The sequence below is a fragment of the Mesorhizobium sp. C268A genome (genome assembly GCF_040324475.1).
Lineage (GTDB): Bacteria > Pseudomonadota > Alphaproteobacteria > Rhizobiales > Rhizobiaceae > Mesorhizobium.
In genome coordinates, this window is sequence record NZ_JAMYVX010000001.1 from 5,101,535 (window position 1) to 5,125,200 (window position 23,666).

At 63.1% G+C, this 23,666-nt stretch carries 25 protein-coding genes; 8 read left to right on the forward strand and 17 right to left on the reverse strand.

Annotation, left to right across the window (positions count from 1 at the left end):
* Positions 1-12: 12 nt before the first annotated feature.
* The 3 genes from NKL06_RS24935 to NKL06_RS24945 form a co-directional block, all read right to left on the reverse strand.
* Entirely contained in the window at positions 13-1,014 is a 1,002-nt protein-coding gene (locus NKL06_RS24935; protein ID WP_023691556.1) for a serine hydrolase domain-containing protein, read from the reverse strand.
* Between the two features lie 11 nt (positions 1,015-1,025).
* Positions 1,026-1,520 carry a YegJ family protein gene (locus tag NKL06_RS24940; protein ID WP_023691555.1) on the reverse strand — a complete coding sequence of 165 codons (495 nt, stop codon included), beginning with the start codon at positions 1,518-1,520 and terminating at the stop codon, positions 1,026-1,028.
* Between the two features lie 101 nt (positions 1,521-1,621).
* On the reverse strand, positions 1,622-2,137 hold the full coding sequence (locus NKL06_RS24945) for a hypothetical protein (protein ID WP_023672002.1): 516 nt from the start codon (positions 2,135-2,137) through the stop codon (positions 1,622-1,624).
* 286 nt (positions 2,138-2,423) lie between these two features.
* Between NKL06_RS24945 and NKL06_RS24950 the strand changes: the two genes are divergently transcribed.
* Positions 2,424-3,056: a hypothetical protein gene (locus tag NKL06_RS24950; protein WP_023807272.1), complete on the forward strand. Its 633-nt coding sequence runs from the start codon at positions 2,424-2,426 to the stop codon at positions 3,054-3,056.
* A gap of 37 nt (positions 3,057-3,093) precedes the next feature.
* On the opposite strand, the gene NKL06_RS24955 is transcribed toward NKL06_RS24950, so the two are convergent.
* Complete coding sequence (locus tag NKL06_RS24955) at positions 3,094-3,294, reverse strand: hypothetical protein (protein ID WP_023672000.1); 201 nt, start codon at positions 3,292-3,294, stop codon at positions 3,094-3,096.
* A 774-nt stretch (positions 3,295-4,068) separates the two neighbouring features.
* Between NKL06_RS24955 and NKL06_RS24960 the strand changes: the two genes are divergently transcribed.
* Entirely contained in the window at positions 4,069-5,007 is a 939-nt protein-coding gene (locus NKL06_RS24960) for a diacylglycerol/lipid kinase family protein (RefSeq protein ID WP_023683740.1), read from the forward strand.
* 92 nt (positions 5,008-5,099) lie between these two features.
* On the opposite strand, the gene NKL06_RS24965 is transcribed toward NKL06_RS24960, so the two are convergent.
* From NKL06_RS24965 to NKL06_RS24975, 3 genes are read right to left on the reverse strand one after another with little or no spacing between them, the layout of a single operon-like run.
* Positions 5,100-6,017 (reverse strand): NAD(P)-dependent oxidoreductase, encoded by a 918-nt coding sequence (locus tag NKL06_RS24965; RefSeq protein ID WP_023683741.1) that lies wholly within the window; start codon positions 6,015-6,017, stop codon positions 5,100-5,102.
* Positions 6,014-7,228 carry a mandelate racemase/muconate lactonizing enzyme family protein gene (locus NKL06_RS24970; protein ID WP_023691553.1) on the reverse strand — a complete coding sequence of 405 codons (1,215 nt, stop codon included), beginning with the start codon at positions 7,226-7,228 and terminating at the stop codon, positions 6,014-6,016. Before NKL06_RS24970 ends, NKL06_RS24965 begins: the two co-directional genes overlap by 4 nt.
* Positions 7,225-8,841 (reverse strand): GMC family oxidoreductase, encoded by a 1,617-nt coding sequence (locus tag NKL06_RS24975; RefSeq protein WP_023691552.1) that lies wholly within the window; start codon positions 8,839-8,841, stop codon positions 7,225-7,227. Before NKL06_RS24975 ends, NKL06_RS24970 begins: the two co-directional genes overlap by 4 nt.
* A 223-nt stretch (positions 8,842-9,064) precedes the next feature.
* Between NKL06_RS24975 and NKL06_RS24980 the strand changes: the two genes are divergently transcribed.
* Entirely contained in the window at positions 9,065-9,460 is a 396-nt protein-coding gene (locus NKL06_RS24980; protein ID WP_023671995.1) for an acyl-CoA thioesterase, read from the forward strand.
* A gap of 500 nt (positions 9,461-9,960) precedes the next feature.
* Here NKL06_RS24980 and NKL06_RS24985 read toward each other — a convergent pair whose 3' ends face one another.
* On the reverse strand, positions 9,961-10,329 hold the full coding sequence (locus NKL06_RS24985; RefSeq protein WP_023683744.1) for a winged helix-turn-helix transcriptional regulator: 369 nt from the start codon (positions 10,327-10,329) through the stop codon (positions 9,961-9,963).
* Between the two features lie 89 nt (positions 10,330-10,418).
* Between NKL06_RS24985 and NKL06_RS24990 the strand changes: the two genes are divergently transcribed.
* A complete protein-coding gene (locus tag NKL06_RS24990) occupies positions 10,419-11,024 on the forward strand; it encodes an NADPH-dependent FMN reductase (protein ID WP_023671992.1) in 606 nt (201 codons plus the stop codon).
* A gap of 165 nt (positions 11,025-11,189) precedes the next feature.
* Here the strand turns inward: NKL06_RS24990 and NKL06_RS24995 are convergent, their stop codons facing one another.
* Positions 11,190-12,485 carry a glucoamylase family protein gene (locus NKL06_RS24995; RefSeq protein ID WP_023691551.1) on the reverse strand — a complete coding sequence of 432 codons (1,296 nt, stop codon included), beginning with the start codon at positions 12,483-12,485 and terminating at the stop codon, positions 11,190-11,192.
* Between the two features lie 258 nt (positions 12,486-12,743).
* Here NKL06_RS24995 and NKL06_RS25000 point away from each other — a divergent pair, with 258 nt between their 5' ends.
* Positions 12,744-13,622 carry a DMT family transporter gene (locus NKL06_RS25000; protein ID WP_050587011.1) on the forward strand — a complete coding sequence of 293 codons (879 nt, stop codon included), beginning with the start codon at positions 12,744-12,746 and terminating at the stop codon, positions 13,620-13,622.
* Between the two features lie 28 nt (positions 13,623-13,650).
* On the opposite strand, the gene NKL06_RS25005 is transcribed toward NKL06_RS25000, so the two are convergent.
* Both NKL06_RS25005 and NKL06_RS25010 read right to left on the reverse strand, forming a co-directional pair.
* Entirely contained in the window at positions 13,651-14,961 is a 1,311-nt protein-coding gene (locus NKL06_RS25005) for a hemolysin family protein (RefSeq protein ID WP_023683747.1), read from the reverse strand.
* 70 nt (positions 14,962-15,031) lie between these two features.
* Entirely contained in the window at positions 15,032-15,739 is a 708-nt protein-coding gene (locus tag NKL06_RS25010; protein ID WP_023807273.1) for an LssY C-terminal domain-containing protein, read from the reverse strand.
* A 112-nt stretch (positions 15,740-15,851) separates the two neighbouring features.
* Between NKL06_RS25010 and NKL06_RS25015 the strand changes: the two genes are divergently transcribed.
* The gene (locus tag NKL06_RS25015; RefSeq protein WP_023691549.1) at positions 15,852-16,571 is read left to right on the forward strand and encodes a gamma-glutamylcyclotransferase; all 720 of its coding nucleotides are present in this window, start codon (positions 15,852-15,854) and stop codon (positions 16,569-16,571) included.
* Positions 16,572-16,591: 20 nt separating this feature from the next.
* Here NKL06_RS25015 and NKL06_RS25020 read toward each other — a convergent pair whose 3' ends face one another.
* From NKL06_RS25020 to NKL06_RS25030, 3 genes are all read right to left on the reverse strand, one after another.
* Positions 16,592-17,383 (reverse strand): extensin-like domain-containing protein, encoded by a 792-nt coding sequence (locus tag NKL06_RS25020; protein ID WP_023691548.1) that lies wholly within the window; start codon positions 17,381-17,383, stop codon positions 16,592-16,594.
* Between the two features lie 132 nt (positions 17,384-17,515).
* On the reverse strand, positions 17,516-18,688 hold the full coding sequence (locus NKL06_RS25025) for an extensin-like domain-containing protein (RefSeq protein WP_502903791.1): 1,173 nt from the start codon (positions 18,686-18,688) through the stop codon (positions 17,516-17,518).
* Between the two features lie 102 nt (positions 18,689-18,790).
* Positions 18,791-19,216: a DUF3775 domain-containing protein gene (locus tag NKL06_RS25030; RefSeq protein WP_023683751.1), complete on the reverse strand. Its 426-nt coding sequence runs from the start codon at positions 19,214-19,216 to the stop codon at positions 18,791-18,793.
* A 225-nt stretch (positions 19,217-19,441) separates the two neighbouring features.
* On the opposite strand from NKL06_RS25030, the gene NKL06_RS25035 reads away from it, so the two are divergent.
* Together NKL06_RS25035 and greA are read left to right on the forward strand one after the other, a co-directional pair.
* Entirely contained in the window at positions 19,442-19,978 is a 537-nt protein-coding gene (locus tag NKL06_RS25035; RefSeq protein WP_023689712.1) for a tetratricopeptide repeat protein, read from the forward strand.
* A gap of 288 nt (positions 19,979-20,266) precedes the next feature.
* Entirely contained in the window at positions 20,267-20,740 is a 474-nt protein-coding gene (gene greA / locus NKL06_RS25040) for a transcription elongation factor GreA (protein WP_023683753.1), read from the forward strand.
* A gap of 23 nt (positions 20,741-20,763) precedes the next feature.
* Here greA and waaC read toward each other — a convergent pair whose 3' ends face one another.
* The 3 genes from waaC to rfaD are packed head-to-tail and all read right to left on the reverse strand — an operon-like array spanning position 20,764 to position 23,665.
* Positions 20,764-21,738 carry a lipopolysaccharide heptosyltransferase I gene (waaC, locus tag NKL06_RS25045; RefSeq protein WP_023683754.1) on the reverse strand — a complete coding sequence of 325 codons (975 nt, stop codon included), beginning with the start codon at positions 21,736-21,738 and terminating at the stop codon, positions 20,764-20,766.
* The gene (waaF, locus tag NKL06_RS25050) at positions 21,735-22,742 is read right to left on the reverse strand and encodes a lipopolysaccharide heptosyltransferase II (RefSeq protein ID WP_023691546.1); all 1,008 of its coding nucleotides are present in this window, start codon (positions 22,740-22,742) and stop codon (positions 21,735-21,737) included. The genes waaC and waaF overlap by 4 nt, the downstream gene beginning before the upstream one ends.
* Positions 22,715-23,665, reverse strand: coding sequence for an ADP-glyceromanno-heptose 6-epimerase (gene rfaD, locus NKL06_RS25055; protein WP_023691545.1), 951 nt, complete (start codon positions 23,663-23,665; stop codon positions 22,715-22,717). The genes waaF and rfaD overlap by 28 nt, the downstream gene beginning before the upstream one ends.
* Between the last annotated feature and the right edge of the window lies 1 nt (position 23,666).

Genomic DNA, 23,666 nt, shown 5'->3' on the forward strand with positions numbered 1-23,666 from the left:
ACAAGCCGCCATTCATCCGGGTGCGGCTCTCGCGACAAGGCGGACAATATCGCCGAGCCTGCGCTGCTCCTCGGCGGATCTGGAGCGGCTGACCGCGAGGTTGACGACTACCAGTTCGGCTGCCGGCAAGACGCCGATCATCTGACCGAAACCGCCATGGGCGAAATAGCGAACCCTGGGCAAATCCGCATTGCGAAGAACGGTGGCTTCGGACTGGGCTTCGCCATCACGGCCGGTCGTCCACCACATGTAACCATAGCCGCTTCCGTCTGGAGTGATCGAATAAGCCTTTGTGCTGTCTTCGATCCACGCCCGCGGCACGATCTCCGTGCCGCGCCAGCTGCCTTTGCGCAGGTACAGAAGGCCGAATCGGGCAAGATCGCGCGCGGTCATGCGAAAATGATAGGCGGGGTGCTCCGATTCGGGGCCGCGCAAATACGCGCCGTCGTCAGGGTGAAAATCCTGCATGCCGAGCGGGACGGCGATGTCGGCATGGAAGCCGTCAAAAACGGAGCGGCCGGTTGCCCTCTCATAGATGGTGCCAAGGGCGTTGAAGTCCCAATTGTTGTAATACCAGTGGCTGTCCCTGGGGTGGCTGCCGCGGACGGGCCGGTCGGCTTTCATCTGTTCGGATTCGGCGAGCGCCGGGTGGTAAATCCCGGACCGAGCCTTGATGAGATCGCCGACTGTTGCCTGCTTTTCGGCTTCGCTCAACGACGGCGCGACATCATCGATGCCGAGCTCGCCCAGCGTGTTGTCCAGACGAATGCGTCCGCGCTTGACCTCGATGCCGATTAGAGCGCTCAGCAGGCTTTTGCGGACCGAGCGGATGACGACTTTTTTCGAGGCCGAACCGCTGGATGCGACGACAGATCCGCGATGGATGGCCACAGACGCTATCGAACCAAATTGCCGTGCCGCTGCTTTCGCCTCGGCGAGGAGATCGACGTTCCATCCGGCATCGGCCGCCGATACGACGTTCCATTTTTCGCCGGGATATTCAGCCCCTTTCATGTCGCCGCGCCTCAGCAGTCGAAGCCGTAGTTCTGGCGATAATATTCGACGTCTTCTTGCGCCATCGTCTTGAACATCACGCAGACGGTGAAGCTGCCTACCTGGCGACCGTTTCTGGTGTAGCCCCAGTCGGAAATATCGTCCCGGTTGAATTCGAGTTCCTGGCCGGCCACGACATTGTGCACCGCTTGCGGCTCATTGGCCAATGTTCCTGCAAAGCCGGTCGCGGTCTTGTGGAAGGGGATGATCCAGAAATGCTCCGAGGCGTCTCCGTCCCTGACCTCGACTTTCAATTTGTAGCTGGTTGTCCCGGCTGGCGGCGCATCCGACAAGGACAGGAATTCATCGAGGCTGGCGCGCGCCTGCGCAATGGCCGCCGCCATGTCCGGATCGTCCCTGGCGACGCCTACAACCTTGTCGCCGCCCTGGCCGGAATCCTGCGCACCGGCCGGAATCGGCGCCAAGGCCAGCACCAGGGACAGCACGGTTCGAACTGCATGCTTCATGAAATGGCGCTCCTGCGTGTCGATGCCTGACACCATCATGCATCTATCTGGAGTTTTCAACGGCAGTGCGACAGCGTGGTATGGTCCGAACGGCAGGCCGCTCACAACCCGCTCGGCACCAGCCCCGCCAGCCAGTTCGCGGACCGCTTGGCAATGCCGACCGTTGCCGACGCGACGCGGCCGAGATCTGTCTTGACCACGGCGTAGCCGTTCCTGGTGCGGTAGAGCACGCCTGTTCCGCCATCGACCACTTGCTCGTAGGCGACGGGCCGTACCGCTGCTGCCTCCATGGCCGTCGTCGGGGAGCCGACGGGAACGCTCGGCCGATGGCTCAGTTCCGGCGGCAACGGGGTTTGGACATTCCGGCTGGCCGGCTTCAGTTCCGGGCGGGATGCGGCCGCCGCCAGTTGCGAAGAAGACGCCGACCCCTTGCTGCGGCAGATGCCAGAGACCAGCGGATAGTCGAAGTTCTTCTGGTGCAGCATCTGGCTTTTCATCGCCGCTTCGCAGTCGGCGATAGTCGCCCACTTCGCCGGCGTCTCGCCGATATATTCGCAAAGCTTGGCGTCGCAGTCGCAGCCGACAATGGTCATGGCGACAAGGGCGGTCTTGATCACGGTCTTGTCCTTCGGATTGCCCCCCGGCAGCCAGTCCTTCCATCGCGCGCGAACAAGGCGGGATTTTGGCCGCGATCACGCGATGAGCCGGGGGATGCGTTTTTCGGGTACGGCTCACTATAGGTGGATTTCGAGACACCCGGTAGCAGATAGGGCGGGAGCGTGATGCATTTGCAGGAAGAAGCCTGAATAAATCTTGTCGGCTATGGCCGCGACAACTGTTTCTTGGCCCGGTTTTCTACTACGATACTCACGGGGCGATACAACAATATAGGAGGGGTTTGTCATGGGAAGAATTGTCCGGTCCGCCGAGCCTGTGCCGAAAAGGGATTCAACGCTCGAGGGCATTCCAGGCGATGCTCCGCTCGGCGTCGACGATGACAAGCAAGAAGATCAAGGATCGAAAGGCGGCGACGGCTATCTCGACCGGGTTGCGAAGTACGTGCCTGCCGAAGTCGTGGCATTTTTCATCTTCGTCAACTCCATCCTGGTCAATGCCACTGAGCAGCCGGTTGCCAAGGCGTTGACCGATGCGGTGGCGGAAGAGACCAAAGGCGATCCGGGGGACATTCCGGGTAAGGTGCAGGCAGCCATCTATAAGATTGAAATGGCCGGTATCAGCGTCTGGACCATTTCATGGATCATGTTGATCGTCGCGCTGGCGATGACGCCGGTGTATCTGAAATCGGTCAGCGATTCAGCCGACAATGCGGAGGCTCCGGGAGCCAACATCGTCATGTCGATGCTCGCCTTCCCATTCTGGGCCTATGCCGTCAACGCGCTGGCCCTCAGGCCATGGCATGACGGTGCGCTGGCCAGCATCATGCTCGCCACCTTCACGCTCATCAGCGGCGCCATACGGCCGGAATATATAAACGCTGGCCTCAATTTGATCCCGGGCATCGGCCCGAAGAAGTAGCTCGGCCCGCCGGGCAGGCCGCGTGCAGGGCGCGTCTTCAGTCGGAGAGGTGTTCCAGCCTGGCGCCTGCTTCGAACAGCGCCGGCAGCACGATGTGCAGCTTGCGCACGGCGACGATCAGCCGGTGCGACGGGTGGCCGGATCGATCGGAACCGGTTGGCTGAACGGCGTGCGGGAGCCTTTGGGCGGAGCGAAGTCCGCCGCCGAAACACGGTGAGGATGATCGCGTCGTTGCCACCGATCTCGACGAAGGACACGCCTCTGTCGATCAGGCGCGGGATCATGTCGGTGAATTGCTGACCGCGCCTGGTGATGAAGTGGTGCCGTCAGCGCCGAAATCGCGTTCCAGCAAAGTATCGGCTTCTTACGCGTCGCTTCGCCGACCGGACCCTTGGCCCAAAAGACAGTCGGCGCCGGGATTTCTCCCAGCGCCTCCCTGTCAGATCAGGACACGGTCGCGGCAGCAACTTCCGTAAAGTCGTCGCGCCATGCCGGCCTTGATTTTGACGGTCCTGCCAGTCACCGCCCGAGGGCAGTGCCCGTTCCAGACCACGCCGTTCTCCACCCTTGCGAGCTTCGTTCGGCGCGCCATCGAAGGTTTTCGCCGTCCTTCATGGCAGCATCGGTCCGCCGTTGGCGTTCGCACGCTTTCCGCGGCCCCGTAGGTCTCGGCATCCGTCCCTCGAACAAGCAAGCCTGCTCTCGCTTCGGGCCGTACGGGCCTCAGGAAATCCGCCTTTTCGCTTTGCCTTTCGGCGTGGCGATCGGTAGCCGCCTGAGATGAGTTAAACTTACGCCGGGTAAGGGTTTTGGGGAATGGGCGTGAGCCTGTGGATAACGGGATTATCGGGGACGGTTTGCCACAAAGCTCGGAATTTCGACTCCAGCTGCATTAGACAGCCCGCCCGCTTTTTGGCGCCTGATCGGCTGTGCCCCTTGCTCCGCCGGCTGGCGCGGGCTTCAATGCAGGCAAAGCATCGAGCCTATCGGCTCGGTGCGGGGAGGGTGCGCATTGAAAGTCGGGGTGGTGCTCAATCCGATTGCCGGCGGCGGCCGGCTGAAACGGCATTGGCCGGAGGTGGCTGCTTCGCTGAAAAAGCATTTCGGCGAATTCGAGCTGCGCGAGACGCAGGCCGAGGGCGACGCCGAAAGGCTGGCGCTCGACCTCGCGGCAAGCGGCTTCGAGCTGGTGATCGCGGCCGGCGGCGACGGCACCGCCAGCGAAGTGGCCGACGGATTGCTGCAGGCTTTCGATGAGAGCGGCCGGACAACCGAACTTGCCTTGCTGCCTTGCGGCACCGGCATCGATTTCGCGCGCGGGCTCGGGCTGCCGAAAGAGGTGGATGCGGTGCTGAAGCGGATCGCCGAAGCCAAGGCGCGCAAGGTCGATGCAGGGCGCATCTGCTACATCGACGACCATGGCGCGCTGGCCAGCCGGCACTTCATCAATATCGCCAGCCTCGGCCTATCCGGCGCCACGGACCGTGCGGTCAATGCCGACAAGCGCAAGGGCAGGATGTCGGCCAAGGCGCTGTTTTTCTGGCGCACCGTGGTCGAGTTCATCCGCTACCGCTTCCAGGACGTCAGGATCACCGTCGACGATGGCACCCCGGTCGAGGCGCGCATGGCGCTGGTGGCGGTCGCCAACGGAAAGTTCTTCGGCGGCGGCATGATGATCGCCCCGGACGCCGAACTCGCCGACGGCCAGTTCGACATCGTCATCCTGCGCGCGGCCGGCAAGCTGAAGCTGATCTGGGATATTCGGCTGCTCTATGGCGGCCGGCACCGCAACCATCCGGCCATCACCATATTGCGTGGCCGGAAAGTGGTGGTCGAACCTATCGGCGATGTCGAGAAGAACGGCGCGCTGGTCGACATAGATGGCGAGTCGCCGGGGCGTATACCCGCGACGTTTGAGATCCTGCCCGGAGCGCTGACGCTGAGATATTGAATCAAGGCGTTGAGGGATTGATTCAGGTGGTTTGAGCGGCGATTCCGGCGAACCGGCCAAAGGCCTGAAATCGCAGGACATATTTACCCGGCTTAGCTTTCCAGCTTGGCTGGGAAACCGGGCGCGCGCAGATCCATGTCGACGGCATCCTCGAGCAGTTTGACGATCTGGGTCGACCAGGCGCCGCCGCCATATTCCTGTTTGCCCATCAGGAAAATCTCACTCACAAGCGGCGCCAGTTGGAGTGGCAGTCTGAACTCTCTGCCCATCGCAAGCGCAAAGCCGAGGTCCTTCAGTGCCAGGTCCATGGTGAAGCCAATGTCGTAGGAGCCGTTGAGGATGAGCTGGCTTTCGGTCTCATGGACGAAGCTGTTGCCGGAGGAGGCGACGATGGCGTGGTAGGATTGCGCGAGGTCGAGGCCGCCTTGCTTGGCCAACATCAGCGCCTCGCCGGCGGCGACGAGATGGATGAAGGCCAGCATGTTGGTGATCACCTTGATCACCGCCGCCGAGCCGACCGGACCCATCAGGAACGACTTTGCGCACATCGCTTCGATGGCCGGACGATGGCGCTCGTAAAGCGCAGCATCGCCGCCGACAAGCGCGGTGATCTTTCCGACCGCGGCCAGATGCACGCCGCCGGTGACCGGGCACTCCAGCGTCTCGATGCCTTTGGCCGCGGCGAGGGCGGCTAGGCGCAGGATCTCGTCGCGGCCGTTGGTCGACATCTCGATCCAGGAGCCGCCCCTGGGCAGACCCTCGAGCAGGCCGCCGGCATTCGCCAGCACCGCTTCGCTGACCTTGGGCGAGGGCAGGCAAGTAATGGCATTGCCGGCCTGTGCCGCCGCTTCGGCCGGGCTGGTCGCGGCCGTGGCGCCGAGCGCCACGAGGCGCTCGACGGCGGCGGGGTCGCGGTCGAAGACGATGACGACAAAACCGTTGCGCAACAGGCTGGCGGCAAGGTTGCCGCCGAGATGGCCAAGGCCGATGAAGGCGTAGCGTTCGCTCACGGCATCAGCGGCGTTTGCATCATCTGCAAATGCAGGTCCTTGCCGGTGTAGGGATGCGCGTCGCAGACCGCTTCGTCCAGCTCGACGCCGAGGCCCGGCTCCTTCGATGGAATGACATTGCCGTCCTGCCATTCGATCTTCTTCTTGAGCAGTGTCGCGTGGAAGCCGTCCCACTGCTTCAGCGATTCCAGGATGAGGAAATTGGGCAGCGTCACCGCCAGCTGGATGTTGGCGGCGCCAACGATCGGCCCACAATAGCAGTGCGGCGCGATCTGGATGTGGTAGGCCTCGGCCATGGCGGCGATCTTCTTGGTTTCGAGAATGCCGCCTGAGCGGCCAAGGTCCGGTTGCAGGATGGTGGCGGCGCGGTTCTCGATCACGCGAGCGAATTCGAACTTCGTGGTCAACCGCTCGCCGGTGGCGATCGGGATCGAGGTGCCGCGGGCGACATGCGCCATCACTTCGGGCATGTCCGGCGGGACCGGCTCTTCGAACCACAAGGGATCGTAGGGCTCGATGGCTCGTGCCATGCGCAGCGCACCCGACGCGGTGAACTGGCCATGCGTGCCGAACAGAATATCGGCGCGGGTGCCGACCGCTTCGCGGATCGCCTTGACCATGCGGGTGGAGACATCGATGTCGATCAGGCGCGGCTGGTGGCCGTCGAAGGCGGTATAAGGTCCGGCCGGGTCGAGCTTGACGGCGTTGAACCCCTGCTCGACATATTCGAGCGCGCAGGCGGCCGCCAATTCGGGGTCATTGTAGACGTTCCTGCCGTCCGGCGCGTCTTCCGAATGGACGCTGCCGGTGTGCGGATAGAGATAGGTGTAGGAGCGCAGCGTCTCGTGCACCTGGCCGCCGAGCAGTTTGTAGACCGGCTTGTCGGCTTCCTTGCCGACAATGTCCCAGCAGGCCATTTCCAGCGCCGAGAAACAGCCCATGCCGGTAACGTCGGGGCGCTGGGTAAATCCTGAGGAATAGGCGCGGCGGAAGAAGGTCTCGATGTCATGCGGATCGTGGCCGATCAGGTAACGCTCGGCCATGTCCTCGACCAGCTTCGCTGTTATGTGAGCCGAGAAGGTGGCGTTGTAGGCCTCGCCGTAACCGACGACGCCGCCATCGGTGGTCAGCTTGACGAAGATGAAATACTTGCCGCCGATGCCCGGCGGCGGATTGCCGACTACCCAGGTCTTGACGTCGGTGATCTTCATTTTTGGTCCTCCAGAACCAGTTCGGCGCCCTTCCATCCGGTCATGACCGAGGCGGCGTTGGTGTTGCCGGTGATGTTGGCGGGAAATATCGAGGCGTCTATGACGCGCAGACCTTCGAGCCCGTGCACTTTCAGGCGCGGGTCGACGACGGCGGCCCCGGCGTCCGGCCCCATGCGGCAGGTCGAGACCGGGTGATAGACGGTGCCTGAGCGCTTCCTGAAATCCTGGATCAGGTCAGCATCCGACTGGATCGATGGGCCCGGCAAAACCTCCTCAGTGATGATCTCGGCCATGGCGGGCATCGAGGCTATCTTGCGCACGAACTTCACCGCCGCCAGCATCTCGTCGACATCGGCGTTGGTGGAATAGGCGTTGGCGAAGATCCTGGGATAATCACGCGGATTGCTGGAGCGGATCATGATCTCGCCGCGGCTGGACGGGCGGCAGTTGGAGAGGCCGATGGAAAAGCCCGGCCACGGATCTGGCGTCAGGATCGGGCGCTCGCCGCTCTTCGGGATGACGGTCGAGAAAGCCTGGAAATAAAGCTGCATGTTGGGGCGCGAAAACGCCGGGTCGGTGCGGAAGAAACCGCCGCCATGGTTCATCGACAGCGACAGCGGGCCGGAACGGGTCAGGATATACTGCATGCCGACCAGCAGCTTGCCCCACCAGGGCCGCAGGATTTGGTTGAGCGTCGGCACGTTTCCCTTGAAGGCATAGTTGATGCCGACATGGTCCTGCAGATGCGCGCCGACATTTTCGTTGGCGTGGACGACCGGGATGCCAAGCCCCTTGAGCAGTGACGAGGGGCCGACGCCGGACAGTTGCAAGAGCTGCGGCGAGTTGATCGAGCCGGCGGACAGGATGACTTCGCGGCCGGCCCGCGCCGTCTTGGTCTCGCCGTTCTGCAGATATTCGATGCCGACAGCTCGCTTGCCCTCGAACAGGATTCTGCTCGCCAGCGCATTGGCTTCGACGCGCACATTCGCGCGCTTCATCGCCGGGCGCAGGAAGGCGCGCGCGGCCGACATGCGGCGGCCATTCCTGGTCGAGATCTGGTAGACGCCGACGCCTTCCTGGGCGGCGCCGTTGAAGTCAGGGTTGAGCGGCAGCCCAGCCTGCTGGCCGGCTGCGAGGTAGCGCCTGGTCAGCGGATGGACGGCGTTCGTCGTGTCGGTGATATGCATCGGCCCGCCGGTGCCGCGCCATCTGTCGGCGCCGGCCTCATTGTCCTCAAGCGCCTTGAAGCCCGGCAACAGATCGTCATAGCCCCAACCGGGATTTCCGGCATCGCGCCAGTCGTCAAAGTCCTCGCGCGCGCCACGGATCCAGACCATGGCGTTGATCGAGCTGGAGCCGCCAAGCAGCTTGCCGCGCGGCCAATGGTCGACATTGCCGGCAAGGCCGGGGTCCGGCTCGGGCTTGTAGTTCCAGTTGACCGCGGGGTCGAAGAAAGTCTTGCCGTAGCCAAGCGGCATCTGGACATAGAAGCGGCGGTCGCTGCCGCCGGCTTCCAGCACCAGCACGGAGTAACGGCCGGAAGCCGACAGCCTGTCGGCGAGAACCGAGCCGGCTGAGCCGGAGCCGACGATGATGAAGTCATAAGTCTGCATGATTGGTGTTGGCGGCTCCGCAAAACTGAGCGCAGCCTATCCGCGACGGCTTGGCCGCGCCCCTGCGGCTTCCGGCATGGCTTGTGAAAAAAGCGACCGTGAGACGCCTGGTCGGAAAAGCCACCATGGAACCGACATTGCGCCGGGAGCCTCGCCCGTCGCGTTGACCTCTTGGGTCCATGACGCTACGGGATCAAGGGCTATCGCTTCAGGGGAATCTCGGATGGTGCATTACGCGGACGGACGGCCGATCGGCGATCTGACCTTGCGTACGCTCGCCATGCCGGCCGATGCAAATGCGGCCGGCGACATCTTTGGCGGCTGGGTGATGGCGCAGATGGATCTTGCCTGCGGCATCCGTGCGGCCGAGCGGGCCAAGGGTCGCGTGGTGACGGCGGCTGTCAAGGAAATGTCCTTCGCCAAGGCGATGAAGATCGGCGACACGCTGTGCATCTACACCCATGTCGAGCGCGTCGGCCGCACCTCCATGACGCTCAAGGTCGAGGCCTGGGCGCAACGCTACCTCTCCGACCTGATGGAGAAGGTCACCCACGCCGATTTCGTCATGGTGGCGCTGGATAGCGACGGCAAGCCGAAGCCGATTCCAACCGAAAGTTGACATCGTCGATTCTGCCAAGCTTGCGCTTATGTAACATCCCCCGCGCGGGCGATGCGCTGCGCGACATCCAATGGTTGCCTTCACATCCGATTCTGCGGGCGGCGGAGGGAAGACAATGCGTCAACACATGCTGAACGGCTGGCTCGTGGCGGCCCTCGTCGCGGTGATCTGCCTGCTTGGCACGACCGCTTATACCGAGATCAGGAAAGAGCTTCCAAGCGTTGCCTGCACGCACGACCGGACCGTTGGCAACGAGCGGACCGCCCAGCGGTCTGCAAGGGTAGAGACGTGCGGCGCAGTGTGTTGCAGCAACCCTGCGTCAAAGGCCTGAGGGCCCGTCAGCGGAAGACCTCGTCAGCCTCAAAATGATGATGCGCCGGCGAACGAAACGCTGCAGCTATGTCGCGATGGCGTGACCAACGATGCAAGGGCGGATCCAGTTAAACCCGGGTACGCGTCGTCGACGGCAAAATCCGTAAACTATTGCTGGGCAACGGTTTTCAGGCGTGCACGCCATCGAATCTTTCACGCGCCGCCTGGACCCGCGAGGTGTTCTTCCGCGCCCATTCGCCGAGCGCGCCGACCGGCACCAGCAGCTCATGGCCGAGCTCCGTCAGCTCATAGTCGACGCGTGGCGGGATGGTCGGGAACACGGTTCGGGTGACGAAGCCGTCGCGCTCAAGACCGCGCAAGGTGGTGGTCAGCATCTTCTGCGAAATGCCGCCGACAGCGGCGCGCAACTCATTGAAACGCAGCGGTCCGCCGCCCAGCTTGCCGACGACCAGAACGGTCCATTTGTCGCCGACGCGCTGCAGGATTTCCGAGACGGCGCGGCAGTCTTCGGTGTTGTGCGGGTGCCTCAGTAACATAACGGTGCCTCCTTGCGCTGCCATTTGTCAGTATCTCATATAGCGCCGGTATCCAAACGATACCAGCTTTTGCATATATGGAGAGCCCCATGTCCAAGCCCAAAATCGCCATCGTCGTCGGTTCGACACGCGCCGCGCGTTTCGCCGATGTGCCCGCCCAGTGGATCGCCAAGATCGCGAAATCTCATGCCGACATCGACGTCGAGACCGTCGACCTGCGCGACTGGCCGCTGCCCTTCTTCGACGAGGTCGCCTCGTCCGCCTGGGCGCCGTCGCAGAACGAAGTTGCCCAGCGCTGGCAAAAGAAGGTCGCCGAGTTCGACGGCTTCATCTTCACCGCCGCCGAATACAATCATGGCCCGACGGCCGTGCTGAAGAACGCCATCGATTACGCCGCCAATGAATGGAACAAGAAGCCGGCCGGTTTCGTCGGCTATGGCAGCGTCGGCGGCTCGCGCGCTGTCGAACATTTGCGTCTTGCCGCGGTCGAATTGCAGATGGCGCCGGTCAAATCCGCCGTTCACATTGCCTGGAGCGATTTCCTGGCGGTGCGCCAGGGCGAGAAGAAGCTCGAGGAGATCGAGCATCTGAACCAGGCTGCCACGGCGCTGGTCAACGACGTTGCCTGGTGGGCCCGCGTGCTCAAGGCAGCGCGTCAGGCCGACGCGATTGCCGGCGAAGCCCAGGCGGCCTGAGCCTTATCCTCCCAAGGATCGATGATTTTTCCAAAGGGCGGCGTTTGCGCCGCCCTTTTTCATTCACGTGAAGAGGCGCTCTCGGCTCCCTTGGCCGGATGGTGGAGTCGGACCGGCAAGGTCGCGCTGATGCCTTGACGATCCCGCGCGAAGGATCGCCGCCTGTCACAGCCACCCGCTGGAAAACCCGGCCCGGCGCAGTCCTGTGGTGATGGCCGGCACGCGGCGCATCAATCGCCACAGGAAGTCGGACCGGTAGTTCTCGATCATCAGGGCGATCGGCCCCTGGTTGATGCCGACATGGTCCGGCGATACCCAACCGCAGGCGCGGCCGTCGTCGGCAGCGATCGTCGGGTTGAAGCTCGCGGTGAAGCCGTAAGGGTTGCCGTCGCGCAGGTCCATCTCGTGGAAATGGCGCAGCGCCGGCAGCACGATTTCCGGCGCAAAAGGCAAGGAGGCGATTGCAGCCCATGGCGACAGCGTGCCGTCATCGGGGCCAAACGGTGCGCCGCGGGCGAGATAACCGAAGAAGCGGCGTCCATCGGCTCGCCGCGCGATCGGACCTGGGCCGTCGCTGGCGGTGACGCCCCAGCAATTCTCGCCATAGCCCGCGAACCCCCTCGGATTGCGGATTGCGTAATCGCGCTGCAGATACGTCGCCTGGCGGCTGTTTTCGAAATAGTCGCTGTCGTGACCCTGCATGAAAGCATCGCGGATGTCGCGAAAATCGATCCAGATATGCGAGAACTGGTGGATGAAAAGCGGGCCGGCATAGACCATCTCGCGGCCGTAGATTGTCTTCCACTTATAGGTGGACAGCCAGGCCGCGTAGCTCTCGGGCGGCAGCGAGTGGGTCGGCGAACCGAGACCCAGAACGTACAGGATCAGCGCCTCGTCAAATCCTTCCCAGCGGTAGCGCAGAAAGCCTTTTCCAGGCCGCCAGCCATGGGTGACGGTGGCGCCGCCGTTCTGCGCCCAGCGCCAGTCGGCACGGCGGTAGAGCGCATCGGCAAGCTTGAGGATTTCCAGTTCGAGCTCATCGTCCTCGTCGAAATAAGCGCCGGCAGCCAGAACACCGGCAAGCAGAAGTGCGGTATCGATCGTGGACAGTTCGCAATTCCAGACGCGGCGGCCGGTCTTCATGTCGAGGAAATGATAGTAGAAACCCTTGTAGCCGGTGGCATCGGGCTCCGGCCCGTGCGGGGCGTTCCAGAAGAAGCGAAGCGTGGCGAGCGTCCGCTCGATTGCGGCATCGCGCGTCATGAAACCGCGCTCGACACCGACGGGATAGGACGACAAAGCGAGCCCGACAGCGGCTATGCTGGCAGGCGACGTTGGCGTGTTGCGGTCGGCGACCAGGCCGTTGGCAGGGTTGGCCTCGTTGAGAAAATACTCGAAGGACAGGCGCTGGATATCTTGGAGAAGCTCGTCGTTTAGCGCGTGTTCGTTCGATGCATCCATGACAATCGATATAGAGGCTTTGGCTGCTTTTGCCATTCTTCCAGCGGATCAATCATGGGTGAGGGCAGGCTGGGGCCGATAGCGAAAGGCGCTGCCAACGCACCGAATTCAAATCGAGGGGCTGCGAAGATCGGTTGGACCGCCATATGCACGGCCCTGCCATCTGGCCTGTCCGTCCTCCCCTGATATATCCGGCTGCGATCCATCACATGAGCATGCCCCGTGAAGTCACCCAGCCTGTCAGGCGTCGTTTCCCCCATGACCCCGGTGCTGGTCTGTGCACTTGCGATCTTCCTTCTGTCCGCCATGGATGCGGCGATGAAAATCCTGGTCATCGCCGTCGGTGTCTACAACACGGTGCTGTGGCGAAGCATGCTTGCGAGCGTGGTCGCGGGCACGGCCTGGGCGGCGGGGCCGCGTTCCCTTCCCACGCCTTCCGTGCTGCGGCTACACGCGCTGCGCGCCGTGATCGTGGGCATCGTTCTGCTGTCGTTCTTCTGGGGCCTTGCCAGATTGCCGCTAGCGGATGGGATCGGGCTTAGTTTCGTCGCGCCGCTGTTCGCTCTCCTGCTGGCGGCGCTGCTTTTGGGCGAACGCATACAGCGCCAGGCGATCTGGGCGTCGCTGGCGGGCATCGCCGGCGTCGTCATCATCATGGCCGGACAGTTCGGGCAAGGGAACTATACCGGGGATGCCCTGCTTGGCACGGTGGCGGTGCTCGCATCGACGGTGTTCTACGCCTACAATCTGATCCTCTCGCGGCGGCAGGCGCTGGTGGCCAAACCAGTCGAGATCATGCTGTTCCAGAACCTGTGCGTTGCCGCCGTCCTTCTCCCCGCCGCTCCCTGGCTCGCGGTTGCCCTGCCGGGCAATCTCTTGCTTCCACTGGCCGGGGTGACGGCGCTGTCGCTCTCCGGCCAGTTCCTGATGAGCTGGTCCTACGCGCGGGCCGAAGCGCAATATCTAATCCCGACGGAGTATTCCGCCTTCATCTGGGCGATCGTGTTTGGCTGGCTGTTCTTCGACGAGGCGGCGACCTGGACCACGCTGGCTGGAGCGGCCCTGATCGTGGCCAGTTGCCTGATCGCCTCGCGCTCCAATCCGAAGCTTGCCGAACCGATCGAAGCCGCGGTCTGAGGGCGCTATTCGCTTTGACGGCAGAGCGTCAACGCACCACTTCGCGATGGCCGCTGGGCAGCCGGGTGGCGATCAGCTTGTCGATGCGGCGGCCGTCGAGGTCGACGACCTCGAAACGCCAGCCTTGCGCGTCGACGCATTCGCCGGTCGCCGGCAGATGGTGCATGTGCGACAGCACATAACCGGCGACGGTCTCGTAATCGCGATTTTCCGGCAGGTCGATACCGAGAACGTCAGCCATCTCGTCGGCTTGCATGTATCCCGCGAGCAGCCATGAGCCGTCCTCGCGCTTGACGGCGTTTTCCTCGTCGCCGGCGTCGGTATCGGCCCGGAAGACGCCGGTGATGGCCTCGAGAATGTCGGCAGGCGTGACGATCCCTTCGAAATGGCCGTATTCGTCATGCACCAGCGCCATCGGCACGTCGGATTCCTTCAGCTTCTGCAGCACATCCAGCGCGTCGGCCTGATCGTAGACGATGGGGGCGGCGCGCACATGCTTGCGCGGATCGAGTGCGCGGCCGGCAAGCAGGGCGGCCAGCACGTCGCGCGTCTGAACAACGCCAACCATGACGTCGACGCCGCCATCGCCGGCCGGCAGGCGCGAATGCTGGGTCTCCATCAAGAGCTTGCGGATGGCACCCTCATCGGACTGCAAATTGATCCAGTCGACCTCGGTGCGCGGCGTCATCACGGCGCGCACGGCGCGATCGCCGAGCCGCATGACGCCGGCGATCATGCGCCGCTCGTCAGATTCGATGGTGCCGTGGTGCTCGGCCTCGGCGACCAGCATCTTGATCTCTTCGTCGGTGACTTTTTCCTCGCTCTCGCCGCGCTGGCCGAGCAACCACAATATGGCGCGGCCGGAAATGTCGAGCAGGAACACCAGCGGCGCCGAGACGGTGGCGAGGATGGTCATCGCAGGCGCCGCGCGGGCCGCAACACGCTCGGGATCGCGCAGCGCGATCTGCTTGGGCACCAGTTCGCCGACGATCAGCGAGAAATAGGTGATGATCGCAACGACAATGCCGACGCCGAGCGGATCGGCGATGTTTTCGCGCATGCCGGTCGAGGCCAGGTACACCGACAGCCTGTCGCCCAGCGTGGCGCCGGAGAAGGCGCCCGACAGCACGCCGACCAGAGTGATGCCGATCTGCACTGACGACAGGAATTTGCCGGGATTGGAGCCGAGCGTCAGCGCACGCCCGGCGCCATTGACGCCCCGGTCGATCATCGCCTTGAGCCGCGCCGGGCGCGACGACACGATGGCGAGCTCGGACATCGACAGAAGGCCGTTCACACAGATGAGGACGACCACGGTGGCGATTTCGACGTATAGCATCAGGGCTCAATAGCATTGCGGCGGGCCGCAGGAAAATAGTCCGCGATGATTTTTGGAAAATGACAGTGGTTCAGGGGAATTGCCTGAGCACCCCGACAACAGCCTTGCCGTCGGTGAAATAGGGATCGCCGCCGCCGTTGCGTCCGGTCCTGGTGGCGCCGATGCCCGGGATGTCGCTCACCGAGATCACCATGCCGGCCGCCGACAGGTCGTGGATCACGAGATCGCGCTCGGCGTCGATGTCAGGGGCGATATGGTGGGTGATGGCGCCGGTATCGTGGCTGAGACCAACGCCGCGGTCGAAGCTGGCCGAGCCCATCCAGAGCGTTCGGCCGTCGTCGCCGGTCGCATCGCTGCGCCAGAAGCGGACATGATGGCGCCGGTCGGCGCTCCCGCCGACCGGCTTTTCGAAGGCGAGATCCTGGGCCCGGCCTTCGAACAGCAGCCGGCTGACCGGGGCGTCAGGATAGGGATGGTCGAACAGCACGCTCTCACCGATTTCGATCGCGGTCTTTAGCGTCACGCCATCGGCCGTATCCCATCCGGTCATGGCGAAGGCATGGACCATCTCTTTTTCGGTACCGACAAGGCCGATATTGATCGGGTCGCCCGGAATGCCTTGCGGCGTGTGTGTCACCATCTCGAAAGTCCGCGTGCGAAAGCCGCGGTCGCGAACCGTCCAGAATTCCGGCGCAGCGACATAGGCGAGGGCCAGCCAGACCGCCAGAAGAGCGGCGAGCCAGGTCAATGCGCGTCGTTGCAGGCTTCGTCGGCTCATGAAAGCGGCTCGATCCGTGCGGTATCTGTGCCTGACGGACCCTGGAAATCAATGGCCAGCGGCGAGCAGCCGTTCTATCGTCGGCCATCGTTTTTGCGGGGGGTGAGCAGGAATGGATAAGAAGCCGGTGGGTCGCAGCTCGATGGCATTGACCGCGGACCTTGTCGCAAGGGTCGAGCGTGTCGAACCGGATCCGGGTCCCGAGCCCGGAACAACCGAGCATACAGACGCGGAGTTCGATAGTCTTGTCGAGCAACTTCTGTCGGAGCATCGGCCTGAAGCGCTATGGGTCTTTGCCTACGGGTCGCTGATCTGGAACCCCGAATTTGCCCATGTCGAGCAGCGCCCGGCCACGGCGCCAGGATGGCACCGCTCGTTCTGCCTGACGCTGACCCGTTGGCGCGGAACCCGTGATTTGCCGGCGCTGATGCTGGCGCTCGATCGAGGCGGCAGCTGCAACGGCATCGTCTATCGGCTGCCCGCGGAAGACCATGTCGGGCAACTTGGCCAGTTGATGCGCCGCGAGATCGATGCCAATCCGCCGACTAACGTGCCATGCTGGATCAAGGTCAAGACCAAGGATGGGCCGTTGCGGGCCTTGGCTTTCGTCGCCGCGCCAGACGGCAGGGCCTATGCCGGCCGGCTGCCATTGGAGCAGGTTGCCGACACGCTGGCGCGGGCTGCCGGGCATTGGGGCTCGTCGGCTCAATACCTGTTCCGAACCGTCAGCAAGTTGGAAGAGAGCGGTATCCGCGACAGGAACCTTTGGCGCATTCAGGATCTGGTGGCCGAGCAAATCATCGCTTCCACCAGGAACGCCAATCCCGACTGATTTCTGAACGGTGAAACGCCTTAGCGGCAGGCGCGGTAGCCGCTTTTGCGGTTCTTGATGTCGAAATGGAAATGGTTGCGGTGATCGTAATTGTAGCCGGGACCGAGCACGGTGGTGAAATACTGGCAGCCGTCGGCACGCACATTGTTGAGGAAGCCGCGGGTGCGGAAGGCAAACAGGCCGGGCTTGCGCACGTCGATGTCGTCGCCGTTGTTGAGCTCGATGCTCATGACGTCGAGGGCGTTGCCCTTGCCGTGCTCGGACAGGACACCTTCGCCGGCGATGTTGCGGCAGGAATAGCTTGAGCCCTGGTGGATGGTCTTGACGCCCGAGAAATAGCGCCAGCGGGCGGAGGGAACCAGTTCGTTGCTGGTCCAGGCGGCGAAACTTGCGGCCATGTCGCAGGTCAATGTCGCGGCGGGCTTCATCTGGATGCCGCCGATGGCGGAGACCTTGACCGGCCAGTCTATGCCGCACTGTCCCTCGTGGATCGGCTGGACATCGGTGTAGACGACGCGAAGCCGCTTCAGCTCGCCACGGCAATCGGTTTCGCTGGCCGGCATCTGCTGCGGCTCCGACTCCGACATCGGCTCGTCCATGCGCGGATAGGCGGCAGTCATATAGGGATTGGACGGGACGAGCTTCTGCATGCCTTCATATTGCGGCACGGCCGCGGTCTGCGAGCCGACATCGACGGCCGGCTGCAGCGACAGCACGCTGCCAGTGTTGCAAGCCGAAACGGCGGCCAGCGCAAGACCGGTGGCCAGTATCGCTGCGCTTTTTGCCTTCGCGGCGCGAAATATTGCGGCCATGGGCGGAATCCTGTCCTTGATCGGTGGGATTTTAACGATCAAGGGTAAAGGAAAACTCAGCGTTCCCGTTCATGCCTGCGGCCGAAATGCGGCAGCCAGACCATCACCGGCATGACGATCACTGGAGGGCCATTACTGGCAGAAAGTGCCACCATTCCGGCGCGGTTCGAGATCGAGATGGAAATGCAGGGAATGGTCCGGGTCCGCGCCCGGTCCAAGCACGGTCTTGAACGGTCCGCAGGCGGCCTTGCGCACCGCATTGAGGAATTCGCCGTCCTTCTCGGGCGGCGTTGGACCGACTTCGATCTTTCTGCCATCCGACAACGTGAAGCTGGCAATATCGAGCGCGTTGCCGAAGGCATGTTCCGACAGATGGCGCGTGCCGTTGCGCGGCCGGCAAACAAAGGCCGATGCCTGGTTGATCGATTTCAGGTCGGCTCCGAACTCGGCTTTCGCCGCCGGCTGTATGATTTCGGCGGCAAAGCGGGCTGCCGCCTCGGCCATCGGGCAGTTGAGTTCGGTCGCGGGGCCGATGGCGATGGATTTTCCGAGCGACTTCAGCACCAGGGGATAGGGGATCGAGCAGCCGATGTCGGGATTGCTTTCCGCCTTATGCTCCTCGAATTCGACACCAAGGGCCGTCAGCCGCTCGCGACAGGCGACTTCCGCCGCCGGCATTTTTGCATCGGGCAAATCGGCCGAGCGCGCATCGGGCAGCATCTTCTTGTCGCCGGCATCGGGTTTTTCAGGTGGTTGCGGAGCAACGGCCGGCGGCTGAGCTTCAGGTTCCGAAGTGTCTGGCTTTTGTGTCGGAATCGGCACCGCGGCCGGCGGCTCGGGCTCGCTTTGCTTATCGGTCGACGGCTTCGGGGCTGACGGTCCGGGCCGCGCCTGCTTTTTAAAACGGGACTTTTCTTCGTTGAATCGATCGTCATTGGACCGGTTGGGCGCGCCAAGGGGGTTCGGACCTTCGGCCTTTTGCTTTTCGATCGGTGCCGCGCCGGTCTTCGGCGCCTCTGAAGGACGCGCCTCGGGCAGCGGGACAACGCGCGAGGGCTGCACCGGAACATCGGCGGGCGAGGGCTCTTTATCCGGGGTCTTTTGTTCCACCTGCTTTGGCGTGATGTGCCGCTGTGGCCTGGGCTTCTGGCTGTGTTTGCTGCGCGGCTTAGGATGCGAGTCGACCCGCGGTGAAAACAACTGCTCCAACCGCTGTGACAGCGGCGTGTAATGCTTCTTGCGCTGTTTGGCGTCGGCTTGCGTCAGCAGGGGCGTCAGCAGCAGAGCCGTGACGACCATGACCAGTGCAACCCTGCATGTTCGGGAAAGTACAACAGACCCCATCGTCCTCAACGGCGCGAGCGCCCGGAGGTTGCCTGCGGCCCATCACGAACGGTAACCACGCCGTTACGCGCCAATCGCTTCCAGCCCTTCTTCCAGCCAGTCGGCCAAAAGCGGCATGCCGAGCAGGTATTTCGCCGTGCGCTTGTTGGCGCGGTCGCGCGCGGCGGCAACCGCATCGGACCATTCCGCAGCGTCATAGTCGCCGCGGCCGACCCAGGCCAGCGCGATCAACTCGGCCGCTTCGTCAACGTTGAGGTCGTTGATCAGCTCGCGCAGCTCTTCCTCGGTGAGGTCTTCCGCGCTTTCCTCCGCCAGACCGTCATGGTGGTGATTGGCATGTGATTCACCATCGAGCTCGACCTCATGCTCGGCACCGTCGGCATAGTCTTCGTTGACGGCAGCACTCAGTCCCTTTGCCTTGAGAATGAACAGGCGCACGGTGTCCGGGCCGATCGATAGCTCCCATTCCCGCTCACGGCGCTGTTGCACTCGGCACCCCGCTGATCATTTCCCGAATGATAGCGGATTTGCAGCGCGCGTCACGTCATGTTCTGATCCTTGGCTCCCGCCTTTGACCGAATTCAAGTTAGGCATGGCGCACAAATAGTTTCGGCGGCTGCGGGTTTCCGGGATGAAAAGTCTGCATCCCGGCGTTAGCTTTTCATTATCGTCATTTTCCCTCAAGCTTGTCATTATCCCCTCAAGGAGGCTTCGATGCATAAAAGAGTGTTGATCCAGGCGGCTGCGGCGGTTGTCGCGCTGCAGTTCTTTGCGGTTCCGGTGTTTGCGGCCGGCGGCGGTGGCGGTGGTACCGAGACCACCACCCAGTGCAAGAAGGGGCAGGTCTGGGACAAGAAAAAGCAGAAATGCGTCGCGCCGAAGTACGGCATGCTGGACGACGACAACATCTATGATGCTGGTCACGACCTGGCCATGGCCGGGCGTTATGATGAGGCAATCGCCGTGCTCAGCCTTGCCGCCAACAAGCAGGATCCGCGCATCCTCAACTATCTCGGCTATTCGCATCGCCATTCCGGCCGTGTCACCGTCGGCCTCGGCTATTACGAGGAAGCGCTCCGCATCAACCCGGACTACACGCTGGTGCGCGAATATCTCGGCGAGGCCCATCTGCAGATCGGCGATCTGGCCGGCGCTCAGGCGCAACTGGCCGAGATCGAGAAGCGGACGGGCAAGGATTCGCGCGAATACGGCATGCTGGCCGAACAGATCTACCATTTCATGAGAAGCTGACCCCACCCCAACGGCTTCTCTGGGCCGGCTGCGAGCAATCGCAGCCGGTTTTTGTTGTCGCAACTGCAACACGCTGCACATGCCGTGACGGCAATTGCGCAAGTCGGCTCATGATTTTTCAAAAAGCCTGCTTTTTGAGCGTGAAAAACGCGCGAGGATCGCTATATTGGGGAAAATTGCGGTGAAACGGTTCCGTTAGCCCGAGGCTGCCGGACCCGTTTTCTTTTTATACCCATCGACAAGGCTTTCCCCGAAATGCGGGGGTGGCGGCAGGAAAGGTCAGGCATCATGAACAAGGTCCCGATGACAGGCGAGGGGTTCGCGTCATTGAAGGAAGAACTGCGCTGGCGCCAGCAGCAAGAGCGGCCGCGTATCATCGAGGCGATCTCCGAAGCGCGCTCGCATGGCGACCTGTCCGAAAATGCCGAATATCATGCCGCCAAAGAGGCGCAGAGCCTCAATGAGGGCCGTGTCAACGAACTGGAAGACTATATTGCTCGGGCCGAGGTGATCGACGTCACCAAGCTTAGCGGCGACAAGGTCAAGTTCGGCGCCACGGTGGTGCTGGTCGACGAGGACACCGAGGAAAAGAAGACCTACCAGATTGTCGGCGACCAGGAAGCGGATGTGAAATCGGGCCGTATTTCGATCTCCTCGCCGATCGCGCGCGCGCTGATCGGCAAGGAAGTCGGCGACGCCATCGAGGTCAACGCCCCCGGCGGCGCCAGGGGTTATGAGATCGTCCAGGTGCAATTTATCTAGCACCTCAGAATTGCTGGAAGGTCCTATGCCGAAGCTTGGAGCTTAAGGGCTAATAGCTTTTCTGCTTCCGGCACCACCTGTGCCGGCATGAGGCGCTCCCCCGCTGCGGCCAGCAACGTTGAGGCATATTGCCCGCGCGGGCCGGTCAAACCCGGCTCGGTCGCCAGGAACACCGCGACCGTCGGCAGGCCGAAGGCGCTGGCGAGGTGGGTCAGACCGGTGTCGGCGCCGATAACCAGCGTCGAGCGGCCAAGGATCGCGGCAATGTCTGCCAGCGGCGATCTCGGCACCACGATCGTTGACGGCACGGCTTTCGAGATCGCCTTGGCCACCGCCTTCTCACGCTCGTTCGACCAGGTGGTGACCGGCGTCATTCCGCTACCAACCAGCAGGCGAGCCGTTTCGATCCAGTCTTCGGCGGGCCATTTCTTGTCCTCGCGGCTGGTGCCGTGCAGCAGGAAGGCCGTCTTGCCGTCAATGCCGGCCAGGCCGCCGGGAGGCGGCACAATCCCGGATGCGAGCGCCGAAAGATCGGGCTCGTAGCCGAGCGCCAGCCCGAACAGCCGGCGCGTGCGTTCGATGGCGTGCAGGTTGCGCGGCACGGCGTATTTGCGCTGGTAAAACAACGTTGCCGAGGGCTCCCGCGCGCTTGCGCGGTCGAAACCTGCGATTGGTGCCGCTGCCTGTTTCGCCACCAGGGCCGATTTCAGCAGCCCCTGCGCATCGATGACGAGGTCGTACTCGCCTGCTTGCAGAGCGCGGCGCAAGCTTGTCGCCTCCCGCCATGTGCCGGCGTTGAACAGATGCTTGCGCCAGCGCCGGATGGCGACGGTATGGATCTTTGCTATCGCCGGATGCAGCGCGACGATGCCGGCAAAGGCCTCTTCGACGCACCAGTCGAAGGCGATATCGGGGCGCTTGCGGCGTGCATCTTCGACGGCGGGGAAGGTGTGGATGACGTCGCCCATCGAGGAGGTCTTGACGATCAACACCTTCATGCGGCGGCCGGGAGTTCCAGCAACCTGTCCGCCGCCGCTGCCACTCGGGCAACGTCCAGCGTCTTCAGGCAGTTGAGGTGGCCGAGCGGACAGACCTTCCGGTGGCAGGGCGAACAGGACAGATGCAACCAGATCAGTTCGCGCTGTTCAGCCAACGGCGGCGTGTTTTCCGGCGAGGTCGAACCGTAGACGGCAACGACCGGCGTGCCGACGGCGGCCGCGACATGCATCAGCCCGCTGTCGTTGGACACCGCCAGCCTGGCCGCGGCGATCAGGTCGATGGCGTCCTCCAGCCGTGTCTTTCCTGCCAGATCGACGACACCGGGCGCGAGTGCTGCGATCTCGGCGGTGACGTCGCGATCGTTCTTCGAGCCGAACAACGCGACCTTGAATCCTTTCGCCATCATCTCTCCGGCGAGGCCGGCATAGCTTTCGCTAGGCCAGCGTTTGGCCGGACCGAATTCGGCGCCGGGCATCATGGCGACGAATTTTCCCGGCTGCACTGCGAAGCGAGCGAGCAGATCTTTCTGATTGCCGGCGTCGACGGTGAGCCGCGGCGGCCGGAAATGTCCGCCTTGGGCGAGGCCAAAATAGGCCTGCGCGGTGCGCCGTTTGACGGCATCGGGCAGCGGCACGATGTCGGTCAGCAGGCCGTAGCGCATTTCCCGGAGATTGCCGAAACGGCGCGGAATGCGGGCAAAGAACGGGATCAGCGCCGATTTCCAACTGCCCGGCAGGACGTAGGCCATGTCGTAGCGGCCGCGCAGCAGGCGGCCGAAGCGGCGGCGAATGATGAATTCGAGCGCGCCGGGTTGCAGCGGGAAATCGATCTGCTGGCGAATCTCGGGCATGCGCTTGACCAGCGGGGCCGCCCAGGCCGGGGCAAGCACGTCGATGGCGGCGTTGGGATGGAGCTCCTTCAACGCCGAGAACAGGCACTGCGCCATGACCATATCGCCCACCCAGCGTGGGCCGATCACGAGGATCGTTGGGCTTTCAGCCATTCGACATAGTCTCTGACGCCGGTTTCCACGCTGCGGAATTGCCCATTATAGCCGGCTGCGCGCAAGCGGGACATATCAGCCTGGGTAAAACTCTGGTAGCTGCCCTTGAGGTGATCGGGGAATTCGATGAACTCGATCTCGCCCTTGCCCAGCGTATCGATCACGGTCTCGGCAATGGCGCGGAACGGCTGGGCGCGGCCGGTGCCGCAGTTGAAGATGCCGCTCGAGCCGCGCTTCCACAGCCACAGATTGACGTCGGCGACATCGCCGACATGAATGAAGTCGCGGCTCTGTTCGCCAGGCCCGAAGCCGTCATGGGCGCCGAACAGCTTTGGGTTTTCGCCGCGCCCGACTTGGTTGAACAGATGGAAGGCGACCGAGGCCATGGCGCCCTTGTGCGCCTCGCGCGGGCCATAGACGTTGAAGTAGCGCAGGCCGGCGACCTGCGAATGATCGGTGTCGAACACGGTGCGCCTGACATAGTCGTCGAATAGTTTCTTCGAATAGGCGTAGACGTTGAGCGGCCGCTCAAGTGCGGGGTCCTCGCGAAACTCCGAACCGCCGCCGTAGACGGAAGCCGAGGAGGCATAGAGGAACGGTATGCGCAGCGAAAGACAGCCATGCAGCAACCGCTTTGAGAAGGCGTAGTTCACGTCCATCATGAACTTGCCGTTCCATTCCGTGGTGGTCGAGCAGGCGCCCTGGTGGAAGACGGCCTCCACTCGGCCTAGGTCGCCGGCTTCCAAGGTGGCCAAGAATTCGTCCTTGTCGAGATAGTCGGCTATCTGCAAATCGGCCAGGTTGGCGATCTTGTGGCCGTCGGTGAGGTCGTCGACGACGAGGATGTCATCATGGCCTTCGGCATTGAGTGCGGCGACGATGTTGGAGCCGATCATGCCGGCCCCGCCCGTGACGATGATCATG

Coding starts and splice junctions, on each gene's coding strand:
- waaC (WP_023683754.1), bottom strand. CDS start 21,738: ATGAAGGTGTTGATCGTCAAGACCTCCTCGATGGGCGACGTCATCCAC.
- NKL06_RS25035 (WP_023689712.1), top strand. CDS start 19,442: ATGCATAAAAGAGTGTTGATCCAGGCGGCTGCGGCGGTTGTCGCGCTG.
- rfaD (WP_023691545.1), bottom strand. CDS start 23,665: ATGATCATCGTCACGGGCGGGGCCGGCATGATCGGCTCCAACATCGTC.
- greA (WP_023683753.1), top strand. CDS start 20,267: ATGAACAAGGTCCCGATGACAGGCGAGGGGTTCGCGTCATTGAAGGAA.
- waaF (WP_023691546.1), bottom strand. CDS start 22,742: ATGGCTGAAAGCCCAACGATCCTCGTGATCGGCCCACGCTGGGTGGGC.
- NKL06_RS24970 (WP_023691553.1), bottom strand. CDS start 7,228: ATGAAGATCACCGACGTCAAGACCTGGGTAGTCGGCAATCCGCCGCCG.
- NKL06_RS24950 (WP_023807272.1), top strand. CDS start 2,424: ATGGGAAGAATTGTCCGGTCCGCCGAGCCTGTGCCGAAAAGGGATTCA.
- NKL06_RS24975 (WP_023691552.1), bottom strand. CDS start 8,841: ATGCAGACTTATGACTTCATCATCGTCGGCTCCGGCTCAGCCGGCTCG.
- NKL06_RS25020 (WP_023691548.1), bottom strand. CDS start 17,383: ATGGCCGCAATATTTCGCGCCGCGAAGGCAAAAAGCGCAGCGATACTG.
- NKL06_RS25015 (WP_023691549.1), top strand. CDS start 15,852: ATGGATAAGAAGCCGGTGGGTCGCAGCTCGATGGCATTGACCGCGGAC.
- NKL06_RS24940 (WP_023691555.1), bottom strand. CDS start 1,520: ATGAAGCATGCAGTTCGAACCGTGCTGTCCCTGGTGCTGGCCTTGGCG.
- NKL06_RS25010 (WP_023807273.1), bottom strand. CDS start 15,739: ATGAGCCGACGAAGCCTGCAACGACGCGCATTGACCTGGCTCGCCGCT.
- NKL06_RS24985 (WP_023683744.1), bottom strand. CDS start 10,329: ATGTTACTGAGGCACCCGCACAACACCGAAGACTGCCGCGCCGTCTCG.
- NKL06_RS25005 (WP_023683747.1), bottom strand. CDS start 14,961: ATGCTATACGTCGAAATCGCCACCGTGGTCGTCCTCATCTGTGTGAAC.
- NKL06_RS24990 (WP_023671992.1), top strand. CDS start 10,419: ATGTCCAAGCCCAAAATCGCCATCGTCGTCGGTTCGACACGCGCCGCG.
- NKL06_RS25000 (WP_050587011.1), top strand. CDS start 12,744: ATGACCCCGGTGCTGGTCTGTGCACTTGCGATCTTCCTTCTGTCCGCC.
- NKL06_RS24980 (WP_023671995.1), top strand. CDS start 9,065: ATGGTGCATTACGCGGACGGACGGCCGATCGGCGATCTGACCTTGCGT.
- NKL06_RS24935 (WP_023691556.1), bottom strand. CDS start 1,014: ATGAAAGGGGCTGAATATCCCGGCGAAAAATGGAACGTCGTATCGGCG.
- NKL06_RS24995 (WP_023691551.1), bottom strand. CDS start 12,485: ATGGATGCATCGAACGAACACGCGCTAAACGACGAGCTTCTCCAAGAT.